This window comes from Rothia gullae (genome assembly GCF_024294905.1).
Lineage (GTDB): Bacteria > Actinomycetota > Actinomycetes > Actinomycetales > Micrococcaceae > Rothia.
Genome location: NZ_JANCOC010000015.1, coordinates 43901 through 60293 on the forward strand (window position 1 = coordinate 43901; position 16393 = coordinate 60293).

At 60.6% G+C, this 16393-nt stretch carries 10 protein-coding genes; 3 read left to right on the plus strand and 7 right to left on the minus strand.

Annotated features, from left to right (window positions below):
• Positions 1-26: 26 nt before the first annotated feature.
• The 5 genes from NML54_RS08420 to NML54_RS08440 all read right to left on the minus strand — a co-directional run bounded on the left by NML54_RS08420 (position 27) and on the right by NML54_RS08440 (position 4276).
• Positions 27-1064 (minus strand): magnesium and cobalt transport protein CorA, encoded by a 1038-nt coding sequence (locus NML54_RS08420; protein ID WP_254757458.1) that lies wholly within the window; start codon positions 1062-1064, stop codon positions 27-29.
• Between the two features lie 169 nt (positions 1065-1233).
• Complete coding sequence (locus NML54_RS08425) at positions 1234-2526, minus strand: adenylosuccinate synthase (RefSeq protein WP_254757459.1); 1293 nt, start codon at positions 2524-2526, stop codon at positions 1234-1236.
• Between the two features lie 235 nt (positions 2527-2761).
• Positions 2762-3226 (minus strand): DUF4870 domain-containing protein, encoded by a 465-nt coding sequence (locus tag NML54_RS08430; RefSeq protein WP_254757460.1) that lies wholly within the window; start codon positions 3224-3226, stop codon positions 2762-2764.
• Positions 3227-3503: 277 nt separating this feature from the next.
• Entirely contained in the window at positions 3504-3899 is a 396-nt protein-coding gene (locus NML54_RS08435; RefSeq protein ID WP_254757461.1) for a hypothetical protein, read from the minus strand.
• On the minus strand, positions 3878-4276 hold the full coding sequence (locus NML54_RS08440; protein WP_254757462.1) for a hypothetical protein: 399 nt from the start codon (positions 4274-4276) through the stop codon (positions 3878-3880). Before NML54_RS08440 ends, NML54_RS08435 begins: the two co-directional genes overlap by 22 nt.
• A gap of 538 nt (positions 4277-4814) precedes the next feature.
• On the opposite strand from NML54_RS08440, the gene NML54_RS08445 reads away from it, so the two are divergent.
• Positions 4815-8762, plus strand: coding sequence for a S8 family serine peptidase (locus tag NML54_RS08445; protein WP_256500386.1), 3948 nt, complete (start codon positions 4815-4817; stop codon positions 8760-8762).
• A gap of 245 nt (positions 8763-9007) precedes the next feature.
• The gene (locus NML54_RS08450; RefSeq protein WP_254757464.1) at positions 9008-12985 is read left to right on the plus strand and encodes a S8 family serine peptidase; all 3978 of its coding nucleotides are present in this window, start codon (positions 9008-9010) and stop codon (positions 12983-12985) included.
• Between the two features lie 96 nt (positions 12986-13081).
• Here the strand turns inward: NML54_RS08450 and NML54_RS08455 are convergent, their stop codons facing one another.
• On the minus strand, positions 13082-13384 hold the full coding sequence (locus NML54_RS08455; protein ID WP_254757465.1) for a recombinase: 303 nt from the start codon (positions 13382-13384) through the stop codon (positions 13082-13084).
• A gap of 296 nt (positions 13385-13680) precedes the next feature.
• Between NML54_RS08455 and nadE the strand changes: the two genes are divergently transcribed.
• On the plus strand, positions 13681-14514 hold the full coding sequence (gene nadE / locus NML54_RS08460; protein WP_254757466.1) for an NAD(+) synthase: 834 nt from the start codon (positions 13681-13683) through the stop codon (positions 14512-14514).
• Between the two features lie 119 nt (positions 14515-14633).
• Here nadE and NML54_RS08465 read toward each other — a convergent pair whose 3' ends face one another.
• The gene (locus NML54_RS08465) at positions 14634-16151 is read right to left on the minus strand and encodes an MATE family efflux transporter (RefSeq protein ID WP_254757467.1); all 1518 of its coding nucleotides are present in this window, start codon (positions 16149-16151) and stop codon (positions 14634-14636) included.
• Between the last annotated feature and the right edge of the window lie 242 nt (positions 16152-16393).

Sequence of the window (16393 nt, forward strand, 5' to 3'; positions counted from 1 at the left end):
TATGCCTTATGCGGCATACGCACATATCAGAGCCATTTGTTCTTCTTGAAGAACCAGTAGAGAAGCAGGCAGGAACCCACCATGAGTAGCAGCGCGGCGGGGTAGCCGAACTCCCACTTGAGCTCGGGCATGACCTCAAAGTTCATGCCGTACACCGAGCCAACAATGGTGGGCACCATGAGCAGTGCCGCGTAGGCGGAAATTTTCTTGGTGTCGTCGTTCTGTTGCTGACCGAGCAGGGTGTCGTGCACGCGCAGGGCGTTTTCGAGGGAGCTGCGAAGGTCTTCGAGGCGTTCTTTTGTTTGGGTTACGTGGTCGAGCACGTTGCGGAATTGCCGGGCAAGCTCGACCGCTTCTTCGTTCTTTTCTTCGTCGGATGCGCCCGGGTAGGGTGAGGGGTCGAGCGCGCCGGTGCGCATCCCTTCGATAATGCGGCTGATCATGGATTCGAGGGGTCGGCAGGCACGCTGGAAGTCGATGACCTGGTTGAGCAGTTCGTAGATGCGCTGTGCGAGGGAGTTGGCGTCTCGCCGCTCGTTGGTGGAGAAGAGGATGTCTTCGATTTCGTCGTTGTCGTTTTCGAGGCCGTCGAGCACAGGTGCGTACCCGTCGACGGTGCTGTCGAGGATGCGGTGCAGCAGTCGGGCGGGGGATGCGTCGGGGGTGGCGTAGAGCAGGTTGAACTGGTCGTTGATGTTGCGGTTGCTGCGTTGTTCGTCGCGGACGAGTGCGAGGGTGTAGCGGGGGCCGGTGAAGAGGTGCAGTTCGCTGAGGCGCACTTCTTCTTCTTTGTCGAGGTAGATGGCGGGGCGGATGACGGTGAAGAGGGAGTCACCGTATCGTTCCAGTTTGGCGCGCTGGTGGCCTCGTCCGGCGTCTTCGATGGCGAGTTCGTGCAGGTTGAAGATTTCTTGCAGGCCGTGTAGTTCGTGGATGTCGGGGTTGGCGTATCCGAGGGCTACGGCGGTGTTGGGCTGCTGGTAGGCGTTGAGGGTTTCTTCTTCGGGTGCGCCTATGCGGATGCGGTCGCCGCTGGGGTAGATGGCTCCGGTAATGTAGGTCATCGTTGTCCTCCTCTGAACGCTTTGGCGCCACGTGTGTGGGCGCTCTTTCCAGCATACGGTATGCACCCGCCCAATCATGTGCACCGCGCATGCACCCGACGTACGAAAAGCCCCCGGAAGGCACCTGTAAGGCACCCTCCGGGGGCTTTCACGTATTGAGCTATTGCGCTTAGTCTTCGTTGATGAGGTCGCGGACCACAATGGTCTGGTCACGATCCGGGCCCACACCAATCGCGGAGATACGGCAGCCAGAAATCTCTTCCAGCTTCAGCACGTACTTGCGGGCGTTCTCGGGCAGCTCATCCAGACTCTTCGCATCCGAAATGTTCTCGGTCCAGCCGTCGTAGTACTCAAAAATCGGCTTAGCGTGGTGGAACTCAGTCTGAGTCATCGGCATCTCATCGTGGCGCACACCGTCAACGTCGTAAGCCACGCAGACCGGGATCTTATCCAGGCCGGTCAGCACGTCCAGCTTGGTGATGAACAGGTCGGTGAAGCCGTTGATGCGCACTGCCTGACGCGCCAGCACGGCGTCGTACCAGCCGCAACGACGCGGGCGGCCGGTGTTCACGCCGAACTCGCCGCCGGTGGTGCGCAGGAACTCGCCCATCTCATCGAACAGCTCGGTCGGGAAGGGGCCAGCACCCACGCGGGTGGTGTACGCCTTCTGAATACCAATCACGCGAGAAATGCGGGTCGGGCCCACACCCGAACCGACGCACGCGCCGCCGGAGGTCGGGTTGGAGGAGGTCACGAACGGATAGGTGCCGTGGTCAACGTCCAGGAAGGTTGCCTGGCCGCCCTCCATCAGCAGGGTCTTACCCTCGTCCAGTGCCTTGTTCAGCAGCTGGGTGGTGTCCACAATCATCGGCTTCAGACGCTCAGCGTAAGACATGAAGTACTCGACAATCTCGTCCACCTCAACGTGGCGGCGGTTGTAGACCTTCACCAGCAGTTCGTTCTTCTGGCGCAGGGCGCCTTCAACCTTCTGACGCAGGATCGACTCGTCCAGGATGTCCTGAACACGGATGCCAAGGCGGCCAACCTTATCCATGTAGGCGGGGCCGATACCGCGACCGGTGGTGCCGATAGCGCGCTTGCCAAGGAAACGCTCGGTCACCTTGTCCATGGTCTGGTGGTAGGGTGCGACCAGGTGGGCGTTAGCTGAAATCTTCAGGCGGGAGGTGTCAGCGCCGCGGGCCTCAAGGCCCTCAATCTCAGCGAAAAGAGCCTCGGGGTTAACAACCACGCCGTTACCAATCACGGGGATGGCGTTCTCGCTCAGAATACCCGCGGGCAGTAGCTTCAGCTCAAACTTCTGGCCGTTCACCACCACGGTGTGACCGGCGTTGTTACCGCCGTTGGGCTTGACCACGTAGTCTACGCGGGGGCCGAGCAGGTCGGTTGCCTTACCCTTACCCTCATCGCCCCACTGGGCGCCCACAATCACGACAGCTGACATTTTTGTGCTCCTTGAAAGCCTTGAAGATACGCACCGGATTTCACGGCGCGGCGGCGACCTACCGCCTCATGATCCGGGTAGGCACACCTCTTCTAATGATACCGTGCCCACCCCTTTAAGTCCCGTGTTACGGGGCGGTAGGCGTGCCAGATACGGTGCCGGTGAGTCTCCCCAGGCACGGTAGCGCCCCCATCCGATATTCGGACGGGGGCGCTACCGGTATGAGCCGTGAAGACTACTTGATGATCTCGATGAAAGTCATCGGGTAGGCGTACTGCTCACCGCGGTTTGCGGCCATAGCAGCCAGGCTGTGGAAGATAACCATCAGGATAGCCACAACCATCGGGACAACCCACAGGATAATGCCCAGAATGCCGAAGGTCACCACTATCAGCAGCCAGGAAGCCATGCTGACGAGCCACAGGGAAAAGTTGAAGTTGAAGGCGCGGCGGGATGCTTCCTTAGTGAAACCGTAACCGGGCTTGTCCTTGTAGATGAACCATATGACCAGCGGCGCGAGAATACTTGCGGATGCGAAGGACAGCAGAGACAGAACTGCAGAAGCCAGGTGCGCGAGCATCGCCATGTTCTGGTCATCCTTGGAGGAGACTACGTAACCGTTAGACGGCTGACCCGGCGCCTGCGAGTAGGAGGGTGCATGCTGGGAGTACTGGTTGTACTGTTCAGGGTTCTGGGACATCCTTCTTTTCCTTAATCTATCGATGAGTGGATACAGCTAATCATTGAGGTGCGGCGGCAGGCTAACTCGCCGTTCTCGGAGGGTGCCCGCCTCGCTCTGCTTGGTCGCAACGCTCGTGATGGTTTCACCCTATCAAGGCAAGGTAAATGGAATATTAACCCTCGCCGGACAACAGACGAAGAAACCCGAAGATGACACAAAAAAGACGCTCCTGCCCCTCCACGCGGTGTTATGTGCGTGGAGGGGCAGGTCGTTATACAGTGTGGGTTGGCCGAGGTTAGTCCTGTTTCTCTACACCGGGTGAGCCAGGATGCGCGGCGGGCTTATGTAGTGCGGCAGCCTTGCGCTGTGCTGCGGCCTCGCATAGCTTTGCGTGTTCTTGCTTTTTCAGAAACTCGTACACCGAGAAAGAATCCTCTTCTTCTTTCGTGAAGCCGTTGACGCCCGTGTAGCCTTCCGGCAGGCGGTTGTACACGAGGCAGTACCAGAACTCGGTGGGCGGGGTCTGCCCCTCCTCGATGAGTTCATTTATCTGATTCCGGCGTTTGAAGAGGCGAACAATGCCCATGATCCACAGAACCGGCACCACAAAGATTGACCCCACACCGATCATTACGAAAATGAACGAGACAATATAGCCGTATTCGGGTTCTACGATGCTGGTAAGAGGCACCAATACGAAGGGATGTGGTTCGCATCGTCGTCCTTACGAGATTCGTGAGTGTCTTCCGGGGTATCTTCTAATGCGTCTTCCGGCTCTTCGATGTCGTCGGTGTCATTGTCGTCGGTGTCATGAGGGTCTTTCCGTGCGGAGTCGTAGCGCTTGGGGACACCCGGGTAAACGTATTCATAATCGGGGTCGGGGTGCTCTAGATCTTCGTACTCTTCCTCTTCGGAGTCTTCGTGCAGCTCAGCGTCTTCATTTTTCTGCGTCTGCTCGCCCATGAGTAGCGTCATGTATTCCGGGACGGACTGGTCGGTGTCCCAGAGGGGCTGGTACGCCTCGTCCTTCTTTGCAGTTTCCTTCTTTTCAGTGGGGAGGTCTGCCATGGTTGTCTCCTTCGCTTACCAGACATACTCCTAGTGGCACCACCGTACCAGCGTGCGCTGGGCAGTCCCTTGAAACCTGCCTGATAAAAGCTGAGAAAAAGCCCCCGACAAGCGCCAACACGCACGTGTTAACACTGCCGGGGGTTCAGTACTACTGGGAGCTGGGGTATGCAGGGGAATCTTTTATGATGCGCCGCCCATGTTTGCGTTCGGCGGCGCGGGCGCGGGAGCAGATGCCCCGACAGAGCGGGCACCGCAGAATTGGATGCAAATGAAAAATGTAAAAAGAAAAGGGTCGAATATATCCACAATTTGATACTTTTAGGAACAATAAACGCTTCACAAGCTATTTTGAGGTGTATTCTAGTTCACATCTAGTGTGTTTAATTTCACCTGGAACCCACCAGAACAACACCACAAGCCTCCCAGAAACACCCCGGGAGCCAAGCAAAGGAGCACCGTGACGCACACCGCTTCCCCAAACCCCCGCGGCCAGTCGCACCAACGCCGAATCGGCAGCGGGCTACTCACCCTCAGCATGGCACTGAGCCCCCTCGCAGCCCTGGGCACCACCGCCCACGCCGCGGAAGACCCCGACGCCGTCAAGCAAGTAATCAGCGAAAGCATGAAGAACGCCAGCGGCACCGTCACCGCGTTCGTCCGTTTCAAAGGTAAGGGCGCCTTTGAACAGACCCAGCCCGCAGGCGTACGCGCTGGCGCGCAGGCACCCATCAACACCAGCTCACAGGTGCAGGCAATCGCCTCCCAGGTGCAGAGCCAGGCACAGCAGGTCAGTAGCCAGTCCGGCGCGCAGGTCCTCTACACCACCCATAACGCAGTACGCGGCGTGGCAGTGCGCGGTGACGCAGAGTCCATCAAGGCACTCGCCAACCGATCCGACGTAGAGAAGATCTCTCCCATCCTGCCCAAGTACCGCCAGAACGCGGGTGCCGCTATCGACGCAGGCTCCCTCGCCACCTGGACCGGCACCACCAACCCCGCCGGCGCGGGCGGATACACCGGCAAGGGCGTGAAAATCGCCGTCATCGACTCCGGCATCGACTACACCCACACCGACTTCGGCGGTAGCGGCAAGCTCGAAGACTACGAAAAGGCATCCAAGCTCACCGAGCTACCCTCCGCAGACTCCGGGCTCATCAACCGCACCAAGGTTGCTGGCGGCTACGACCTCGTTGGTGACGCCTACGACGGCACCAACACCGCAACCCCTGACGGCAACCCACTCGACTGCACCACCGGCGGCCACGGCACCCACGTGGCGGGCACCGCGGCAGGCTACGGTGTGAACTCCGACGGCAGCACCTTCACCGGCGACTACAGCAAGCTCACCGCAGAGCAGCTCAAGACCATGAAGATCGGCCCCGGCGTCGCCCCCGACGCTGAAATCTACGCCTTCCGCGTCTTCGGCTGCAGCGGCAGCACCAACGTCGTTATCGAGGCACTCGACCGTGCCCTCGACCCCAACGGTGACGGCGACTTCTCCGACCGCGTGAACATAGTCAACATGTCCCTCGGCGGCGAATTCTCCCCGCAGGACGACCCCGAAGCCTACGCCGTTGACGCGCTCACCCGCGCCGGCGTGCTCTCCGTGATCTCCGCGGGTAACGCCAACGACTACAGCCTGCGCGGCGACACCTACTCCAACTCCGGTCACCCCGCCACCGCAGCCAGCGCAATCACCGTAGCTAACGCCTACGGCTCCACCCGCGCCGTCGATGCGGCAGAACTGACCGACCCCGCCACCGGCACCACCCGCAAGGTACGCGGCGACTACAGCGTCTCCTACCCCTGGGCGCAGGCGGGCACCAAGGAGTTCACCGGTGAACTCACCGCAATCTCCGAGAACAACCGCTACGCCTGCAACGCCCTCAGCACCGACGAAGCGGCAGCTGTAAAGGGCAAGTGGGTACTCATCGACTGGGCTAAAGATGACGGTGACCTCGCATGCGGCTCCAAGGTGCGCTTCGACAACCTGGAGGCGGCAGGCGCCAAGGGCGTGCTGCTTGCAGGCAACGACGAAGAACCCGGCCTGGGTATTGCCGGTAACGATACCCTGCCCGGCTTCCGCCTGGCAGCATCCGCCGCTAAGGACCTGCGTGCACAGATCACCGCAGCAGAAGCGGCAGGTAAGCCCCTGACCGTGCGTCTCGGCAACGAGCTGAAGTCCTCCCTGCGCGTGGACACCGATAAGCTGGATCAGCTGAACCCTATGAGTGCCCGCGGCTTCCACGGCAGCTACGGCTACACCAAGCCCGACATTGCGGCACCCGGCTCGTACATCACCTCCGCGGCGGTGGGGACCGGTAACAACTCCGTGACCTTCAGCGGCACCTCCATGGCGGCACCCTACGTGACCGGCTCCGCCGCCCTGGTCATGCAGAGCCACCCGACCTACGCCCCCGCACAGGTCAAGTCCGCCCTCATGAACACCGCAACCCACGATGTGCGCACCGAATCCGGTGCCGCATACGCGGTGGACCGTGTGGGCGCCGGACGAGTCGACACCCTCGCTGCCGTGCAGTCGAAGTCCCTCGTATACAACGCTGACAAGAGTGGAACCGTGTCCCTGAGCTTCGGTGTGCTCGAGTACGCACCGGATGCTGGCGTTCAGACCCTCACCCGCGAGGTGACGGTCGAGAACACCGACTCCGTGGCGCACACCTACGCCCTGTCCTACGCTGAAAGCACTAATATTCCCGGCGTGGAATACTCCTTCCCCTCCGCGGTCACCCTCGCACCCGGTGAAACTAAGAAGTTCGAAGTCACCGTGCGCATCGACCCGTCCAAGCTGGAGAAGACCCGCGACGCGGCAATGGACACCACCCAGAACGCAACTGACTACTACACCGGCAACGAAACCGTTCCCGCACAGTACCGTCAGTACATTGCCAGCGCATCCGGCCGACTCGTCCTCACCGAAGACGGCACCAAGGCACTGCGCCTGCCCGTTCACGTGGCACCCAAGCCCGTGAGCACCATGCACGCTACCGAAGACACCGTCGCCTTCACTCAGAAGCCCTCCAGCGAGGAGGCTCAGAAGGCAGACACCGGCTGGACCAAGTCCCAGATCTCGCTGCGCGGCACCGAGGTCAACCAGGGCGGCTACCGCTCCCTGCTTGGTGCTTTCGAGTACGGTGCGAGCGTGGACCGTGTGGCTCCCACCTCCCTGTCTCTGAACAGCAACGTTAAGGCAAACCTGCAGTACGTCGGTGCTTCCTCGGATGCGCCCGCGCTGAAGGCAGCCGGCGGCAACGCTGATGACGGTACCCTGCGCTTCGGTATCTCCACCTGGGCGAACTGGGATGTTGTCTCCTACGAGAACACCTTCACCGTAGAAATCGACACTGACGGCAACAACCGCGCCGACTACAAGCTGGTCACCGACCGTGCTAAGGGCCTGGACTACCCGCTGGTTCGCCTCTACGGCTACAAGAACGGCAACCTCGTTGAACTCGGCTACTACCCGCTCAACGGCGCCTGGGGTGATGTGGACACCAACATGATGGACACCAACACCCTCATCATGAGTGCATCCCTCAAGGACCTGGGCCTGACCAGCGCAAACAACCCGGACATCCAGTACCGAGTCAGCGCAACCACCCAGTACGAGTGGGGTAACGTCAGCGAAACCGGCTGGATTAAGTACCGCCCCTTCAGCCCCAAGCTGTGGTTCAGCGGCGACTCCTCCGCCGTGGCTGGCCTCCACCCGGATGCCCCCACCACCACCCTGACGGCGCACCGCTCCGCTGACGCAATCCCCGCTCTCGGCGAATCCGGTACCCCCGCCAAGGCGCTGCTGCTGCACCTGCACAACGGCACCGGCGACCTCTCCGGCACTAACGGCGCCAAGGGCAACCGCGCCGAGGTGCTGAACATCAAGGAGCAGCAGACCGAGTACATCACTCCGTCCCGCTTCACCGATGTGAAGAGCGGCGACCAGTTCTACACCGAGATCTCTTGGTTGGCTCAGCGCGGCATCACCACCGGCTACCCGGACGGCACCTACCGCCCGCTGGAGTCCGTGGAACGTGGCGCAATGGCGGCGTTCTTCTACCGCATGCAGGGTTCCCCGCAGTTCACTGCCCCCTCCACTCCGAGCTTCAAGGACGTGCCCACCACGCACCCCTTCTACAAGGAGATTGAGTGGATGAAGGCTCAGAGCATCACCACCGGCTACTCGGACGGCACGTTCCGCCCCTCCGCACCGGTGAACCGTGACGCCATGGCTGCGTTCTTCTACCGTGCAGCAGGTTCCCCGCACGTGGCTCTGCCCGCGACCAGCCACTTCAGCGATGTTTCCACCGATAACCAGTTCTACCGTGAAATCACGTGGCTGGCCTCAAAGGGCATCAGCACCGGCTGGCCGGACGGCACCTACCGCCCGGTGACCCCCATTGCCCGCGACGCAATGGCGGCGTTCATCTACCGCTACACCGAGAAGGTTGCTAACCAGGCCGGCCGTTAGACGGTACCTAACTGGTAGCGAACAGTTCGGATCCTCTCCCACCTCCTGCATGGGGTGGGAGGGGTGCCCAGAACCGGCAGGGTCCGGGGCCTGAAAATCTCGGAACCTCTCAAGTTTTGGTGGCGGTTTCACCGGCGGACACACTCACTCGTCGTCTGCCGGTGGAGCCGCCTCCGCACATCACCGATATACAACCACAGTGCACACAGCATTACCGAAAAATAGAAAATCCGAAGGAGGATTCCATGACAACGCCTCATGCGCCACGCCGCAGAATGAAGGCTGTCGGTGCGACCGGTTTGAGTGCAGCTCTTGCCCTTACTCTCGGCGTTCCCGCCACTTTCTCTGCAGCTCACGCTCAGAGCCCCCAGCAGGTCGAAGGAAGCACTGCGAGCGCATCCGTTAACGCTGCCTCGCGTATCAGCCCGGGCCTGCAGAAGGCTGAAGGCCAAATCACCGTGTATGTGCAGTTCAAGGGCAAGGGCGCGTATGAGCAGACCCAGTCCGCGGCTGTTCTGGCACGTAAGGAGGCGCCGGCGAACCGTCAGGCACAGGTGCAGGCTATTGCATCCCAGGTGCAGTCGCAGGCTCAGTCTGTGGCGGCTGCTTCTGGTTCTAAGCTGATGTACACCACGCATAATGCGATGCGTGGTGCGGCGATTACTGGTGATGCTGCGCAGATTCGTGCGTTGGCGGAGCGCCCTGATGTGGAGCGTATTTCGCCGATTATCGCGAAGGAGCGTATGAACTCCGGTAGCGAGATTGATACGAAGACTCTTGCCACGTGGACTCGTGAGAATACGGGGTACACGGGTAAGGGCGTGAAGATTGCGGTTGTTGACTCCGGTGTTGACTATACGCACGCTGATTTTGGCGGCCCCGGTACGGTGGATTCGTACCTGAAGGCTAAGGCGATGACGGAGCTTCCGTCCGCTGATTCGGGTCTGATTGATCGTAATAAGTTCATTGGCGGCATTGACTTGGTCGGTGATGACTACAATGCGTCGGTGGCTGAGAAGTCGACTCCGCAGCCGGATAATAACCCGCTGGATTGCCGCCCGGATGGTTTCGGTTCTGGCGGTCACGGCACCCACGTGGCAGGTACTGCCGCCGGTTATGGTGTGACGGCGAACGGTACGACTTACCGTGGCGATTACAAGAACCTGACGGAGGAGCAGCTGAAGGGCATGTCCATTGGCCCCGGTACTGCTCCTGAGGCTCAGATCCTGGCAATTCGCGTGTTCGGTTGCTACGGCAATTCGAGTGTAGTGATGAAGGCGCTCGATACCGTGATGGACCCGAATGGTGACGGTGATTTCTCTGACCGCGCCGACATTGTGAACCTGTCTCTCGGTGGCGAGTTCGCCCCGGCTGACGACCCTGAGTCGTACATGATTAATACGATGGCGCGCCAGGGTGTGTTCACTGTGGCCGCTGCCGGTAACGCCAATAACTACAACGGTGTCGGTGACACCTACTCCGATTCGGGTAGCCCCGCGAATGCGGCTGCGGCGCTGTCGGTGGCGAACGCCTACGGCTCCACTCAGCCGATTGACCGTGCCCGCGCGACCACGAAGACTGGTTTGGAGTGGTTGCAGGGTGATTACTCGGTGAACTTCGATTATTCGAAGGCATCCGCTGGTCAGCTGCGCGGCGAGGTTGTTGCCGCACCGAAGCGTAACCGTTACGCTTGCGAGGCTTTCACCGCTGAAGAGGCGAAGGCTTTGAAGGGTAAGTGGGTTTACTTCGAGTGGGATCAGGACGATTTGACGTTCCCGTGCGGTTCGAAGGTGCGTTTCGATAACGTTCAGGCTGCCGGCGGTCTTGGTGTGGTGATGGCCGGTAAGGCTGAGCGCTACACGATCGGCATTGGTGGTAATGCGACCATTCCGGGTCTGCGTCTGACTGCTTCTTCGACGAAGGACCTGGAGAAGGCTCTGGCTGCCGGTCCGGTGACCGTTGAGATGAACCTGGACTACAAGGCTTCGGGTCGTAGCACCCACTCGCACGCTTTTGACCTGAACACTTCGAGTGCTCGCGGTCAGCACGGTTCTGATGGCTTCATTAAGCCTGACCTTGCGGCACCGGGTACTGAGATTGTCTCTGCTGCTGTGGGTATGGGTAATAAGGGTGTTTCCTTCACCGGTACCTCCATGGCGACCCCGCATGTTGCCGGTGTTGCTGCTCTGGTGATGCAGGCACATCAGGATTACAACCCGCAGATGATTAAGGCTGCGCTGATGAACGGCGCGTCCACCCCGATCAAGAATGAGCAGGGTATGCAGTACGCGGTGGATCGTGTGGGTACGGGCATGGTGAATGCTCGTGCCGCCGTGGACGCGAAAGTTATTGCGTACGATGCGAAGACCCCCGAGCGTGTTTCGACCGCGTTTGGTGTGCTGGAGTATACCCCCGATTCAGGTATTCAGACTGTTCAGCGTGAAATCGTGCTGGACAACACCGATTCGCAGGCTCACACCTACACTCTGAGCTACGAGGCAAGCACGACCATCCCGGGTGTGGAGTACTCCTACCCGCAGCAGGTGAGCGTAAGTGCCGGGGAGCGTAAGAACGTGACCGTGACCGTGCGTATTGACCCGTCCAAGCTGGAGAAGACCATGGACCCGGCGATGAGCGCCGACCAGGTCGCTCAGGACTGGACGGCCGGGCAGACTCTGGCTGCCGGTAAGCGCCAGTACATTGCGAGCGCTTCTGGTCGCCTGATTCTCTCTGAGAATGGCCGCGAGGCGATCCGCCAGTCGATTCACGTGGCACCGAAGCCTGTCTCGAAGATGCGTGTGGATGCCTCCCGTATTGATTACAAGGGCATTGCCGATAAGGAGTCCACGGTGACTCTGCGCGGTACGACCCTGAACCAGGGCGGTTACCGTTCGCTGCTGGGTGCGTTTGAGCTGGGTGCGGTCAGCGACCGTATTCCGTCCGGTCAGCTGAAGCTGCCGTCGAACCAGTCTGTTGACCTGCAGTATGTGGGTGCCGCCTCGGACGCTCCGGCGTTGAAGGCTGCCGGCAAGAACCCGAACGATGGTTCTCTGTTCTTCGGTATTTCGACCTGGGGCACCTGGGACAGCATGCACTGGGGCCGTCAGGTACAGGTGCAGATTGATACGAATAACGACTCCACCGCAGATTACGTTCTGGAGGTGACCCGCGAGAAGGGTCTGGACTACCCGCTGGTGAAGGTCTGGTCCATCTCCGGTAACGCATCCACCGTGGTGGCTCGCTACCCGTTGAACAGCGCCTGGGGCGACACCGACACCAACATCATGGACACCAACACCATGATTCTGGGTGTGCCGCTGAAGGACCTGGGCCTGACCGCTGAGAAGGCTCAGAACATCAAGTACACGGTGCAGACCGACACCTGGCACAACGAGGGTAACTCCTACGTGGACACCACCTCGGCTATCGAATACTCCCCCTTCAACCCCGGTGTTTGGTTCACCGGTGAGGAGTCGGGTGTGCCCGGCCTGTTCGTGGACCGTGACGGCGGTCAGCTGACCGTTCACCGCAAGAACAACGACAAGGAGCATCAGGCTCTGTTCCTGCACATGCACAACGCGACCGGTGACCTGAGCGGCCGTAAGACCGCTAACGGTGTTGCTGCTGGCGACCGTGCGCAGGTTGTGAAGGTGGCTCGTACCATCCACGATGCACGCTTCACCGACGTTCCTGCGAATAACCAGTTCTACCGCGAAATCACGTGGATTGCTGCCCGTCAGATTGACAGCGGCTACCCGGACGGCACCTTCCGCCCGCTGAACAACATGGACCGCGCAACCATGGCTGCGTACTTCTACCGTATGAGCGGCTCGCCGCAGTACACCGCACCGTCCACCCCGAGCTTCTCGGATGTTCCGCTCAACCACCCCTACTACAAGGAGATTGAGTGGATGAAGGCTCAGGGCATCACGACCGGCTGGCCCGATGGCACCTACCGCCCGGAGAGCTCGGTGAACCGTGACGCGATGGCTGCGTTCTTCTACCGTTACGCCGGTTCGCCCGAGTACACTGCCCCCGCGCAGGCTCGTTTCACGGACGTTCCGGCCGACAAGCAGTTCTACCGCGAGATTTCGTGGCTGGCTGAGCAGGGCGTGACCACCGGCTGGCCCGATGGTTCGTTCCGCCCCGTGGAGCCGGTGCACCGCGACGCTATGGCGGCGTTTGTGTACCGCTATAACGTGCGTGTACTGAATAACCGCTAGTCGGAGCGTTATATTTGAGCGCTAAATACCCCCGGTGGATGCTGCACGCATCTGCCGGGGGTATTTGCTTGCCTCGCCCTGCCCGAGGCGGGCTAGTTAGCGCTGGCGGGCTTCTTTACGGTTGAGCTTCTCAATGGCGGCTTCTACCTTGGACTTGCGGTGGTTGAGCTTCCAGAGGCTGAAAGACTGCAGCAAGGTACTCTTGCCTATCTCCACGAGGGAAGGCAGCCCCTGCCGGATGAGTGCCTCATTGATTTCTTCCTGGGTGGCGCCCTGCTCCTTCATCTGCTCGATGATGATGTTCGCCTCCGTGATTTTCCCGGAGGTGAGCGGGTGGTTTTCGAGGCTGGTTTCGATGTCTACGAGCTCGTCGTAGAGTTCAATTTTTGTTTTTGCCATGGTGCTGTCTTCACCGTCCTTGGTTGACGTGTTCTGTGGCGTGGCAGGTGTGGGGGCGTTTTCCCTCATCACCGGCTTCTTTGAACGGTATTTGAACCGTACACTCATCCTAGCAAACGGGGGGTGGAACAAGGATTACAACCTGTGAGTACGCTGCGTATTTACGGAACTGGCGGGAGACTCAGGCAGCATGAAACCCACCGCGCGCGCCGCTCTGAACGGACCGTGTGGAACACTACCTCGCCTCCCTCGGCGGTTCACCGCACGGGCTATAAGGTGGAGCGTACACTTAAGTCATGCGTGAATTACAGGCACAGATCATCCGTGAAATGGGCGTCAAGCCCAACATGACCGAAGAGCAGGCACGCGAAGAAGTGGAGCGCCGCATCCAGTTCATCTGCGACTACCTGGAAGCCACCGGAAGCCGCGGCCTGGTACTGGGCATCAGCGGCGGTATCGACTCCACCCTGGCGGGTCGTCTCTGCCAGCTGGCTGTGGACCGCCTCAACGAGCGTGGCCGCACCACCGAGTTCGTGGCGGTGCGCCTGCCCTACCGTGTGCAGCACGACGAAGAGGACGCGCAGGAGGCGCTACGTTTCATCCAGCCCGCCCGCTCTCTGACCTTCAACATTGCGGAGGCTGTCGACGGTTTCGACAGCGCCTACACTGCCGCGACCGGCGAGCAGATCAGCGACTTCAACAAGGGTAATGTGAAGGCACGCGCCCGCATGATCGCCCAGTATGCGATTGCTGGCGGCCCCGGCTACCTGGTGGTGGGTACCGACCATGCGGCGGAGTCCATTACGGGTTTCTTCACGAAGTTCGGTGACGGCGGCGCGGACCTGTTGCCGCTGGCTGGTCTGAATAAGCGCCAGAACCAGTTGCTGCTGCGTGTTTTGGGTGCGTCTGAGCGTCTGTGGGCTAAGCCGCCGACGGCTGACCTGCTGGACGGCGTGCCCGGCCGTACCGATGAGGATGAGCTGGGTCTGACATACCCGCAGATTGATGACTACCTGGAGGGTAAGGAAATCGACGAGGCAGCAGCTGCGAAGCTGGAGCAGATTTACCTGCGTAGCCGCCATAAGCGCACTACTCCGGTGACGATTTTTGATTCCTGGTGGAAGAACTAGCGCGGAAGAATCTAGCGTCTTCCGGTTGAGCGCTTTAACCGGCAAATGAACTAACGTAAAAGCCCCAAACTTCCTTGGTGGGAGTCCGGGGCTTTTACCATGTTTTCTCGGGCTGAGGACTATGCCTTCTGTTCGGGCTGTACGGCGGGACCCTGGGCGGCCTGAACGTCCGAATCCTCAGAACCTTCAGTCTCAACCTCAGTCCCATCCGGGGGCACCTTCGCACCACCGGTGGCGAGGAAGAGCACCAGACCCAGCGCGCAGGCGAGCACCTGGGTGAAGGGGAACGCCCAGGTTAGGCCCTTAAATCCGAACCACATGTTGCCGAAGTACACGGCGGGGAAGAACAGCAGAGCAATACCGAGGGTCATCAGCATGGCCGGGCCGCCCTTACCGGCCGCCTGGAACCAAGACACAAACACGATATTGACCGCGTTGAACACGGCGGCGAGCATCAGCGCAACCATAATCTCCTCGCCAGTGTCGATGAGGCTTGCATCGCCAACCACGGCGAGCAGTTCACGGCGGAAAATCAGCATCGGAATGGTGATGATTGCGGAGGTCGCCACGGACAGAATCGTTGCGGTGCGCAGCGCCTCCTTCACGCGGGCGCCGTTGCGGGCACCGTACGCGTAGGCGTACAGCGGGATACCGCCCATGCACAGGCCCATGCACAGCATTTCGGGCACCGTGTCCAGGCGCATTACCAGGCCGAATGCCGCCACGGTGTCGTCACCGTAGGAGGCGGCGAGGTTGTTCAGCAGCAGCGCGGAGAAGATCAGGTCGAGGCTCTGAATGAGCTCAGCGGCACCGACCGCAACCACGGGCTTGATGATGGCGGGGTCGAGGGAGAAGTCGCGGATGTTCGCGGAGAAGTTCTCGCTCTGACGCATCAGGAACAGCAGGTAGTACAGCATGGATGCGCCGTTCGCCAGCAGCATCGCCCAACCGGCACCGGCGATGCCCATGCCCATGACGGCGATGAACAGCACGTCGAAGATGCAGGTGACGACGGTGCCGACGATGATGCCGTACATGGACTGCTTGGCGTAGCCTTCGGATCGGACGAGCTGTTCGAGGGTGAACATGCCGATAGCGAGGGGCGCGCCGAGGAACATGAGGTGCACGTAGATGCGGGTCGGTTCGTAGGAGCCGCCGGATGCACCCATGATGCTGGTGATCGGGTCGGCGAGGATGAAGCCGATAGCCGCCGCGACGATACCGGCACCGAGCGCCGAGTAGAGGGCGAAGGAGGTGACACGGTGGATTTCGTGGGCGGGCTGGCCTTCGCCAAGCTTTCGGGAGGCGAGGGTGGAAGCGCCCAGACCGAACAGGCCCGCAATTGCCATGATGACGCCGAAGACGGGCACACCGTAGCCGGTGGCGGCGAGCTCTTCGACGCTGCCGTAGTGGCCGACGAAGTAGGAGTTCACCACGTTGTAGATGCTGGTGATGGCGAGGCCGAGTGCCATGGGCACGCCGAGAGAGAGTAGCGCCTTGAGGATAGGGGCGTCTTTGAGCAGGTAGATGTTCTGCGGATCTTCGCTTGCACCGTGCGGGCCATGTCCTGCGGTGGGTGCGGTGTTGTTGGATGCGCCGTTTTTGGGCGCGTTGTTTTCAGTCTGGTGGGACGTCATAGGTTCCTTGGTCTGTGCGGTCCGGTCACTTGTGTGCGTCAGATAGACGGCTGATGTCCGCGAGTGTGCGGGGCCGGGGTGCCCGAAATGTCTTACTCATTCCCTGGGCCGTTGAGGCTTCCGCGTGGGGGGGGGGGGGGGGGGGGGGGGGGGTAAATTTGAATTTTTAGCGGTTGTAGGGGGCGGGGGGGTAAAAAGACCCCGTGAGAAAACCGGGCTTTTTGCCCGGTGGGGGGGCGGAG

Bases quoted from the DNA above. Each gene is read 5' to 3' on its own strand.
- NML54_RS08440 (WP_254757462.1), bottom strand. From the start codon at position 4,276: ATGGCAGACCTCCCCACTGAAAAGAAGGAAACTGCAAAGAAGGACGAG.
- NML54_RS08420 (WP_254757458.1), bottom strand. From the start codon at position 1,064: ATGACCTACATTACCGGAGCCATCTACCCCAGCGGCGACCGCATCCGC.
- NML54_RS08430 (WP_254757460.1), bottom strand. From the start codon at position 3,226: ATGTCCCAGAACCCTGAACAGTACAACCAGTACTCCCAGCATGCACCC.
- nadE (WP_254757466.1), top strand. From the start codon at position 13,681: ATGCGTGAATTACAGGCACAGATCATCCGTGAAATGGGCGTCAAGCCC.
- NML54_RS08445 (WP_256500386.1), top strand. From the start codon at position 4,815: ATGGCACTGAGCCCCCTCGCAGCCCTGGGCACCACCGCCCACGCCGCG.
- NML54_RS08450 (WP_254757464.1), top strand. From the start codon at position 9,008: ATGACAACGCCTCATGCGCCACGCCGCAGAATGAAGGCTGTCGGTGCG.
- NML54_RS08425 (WP_254757459.1), bottom strand. From the start codon at position 2,526: ATGTCAGCTGTCGTGATTGTGGGCGCCCAGTGGGGCGATGAGGGTAAG.
- NML54_RS08465 (WP_254757467.1), bottom strand. From the start codon at position 16,151: ATGACGTCCCACCAGACTGAAAACAACGCGCCCAAAAACGGCGCATCC.
- NML54_RS08455 (WP_254757465.1), bottom strand. From the start codon at position 13,384: ATGGCAAAAACAAAAATTGAACTCTACGACGAGCTCGTAGACATCGAA.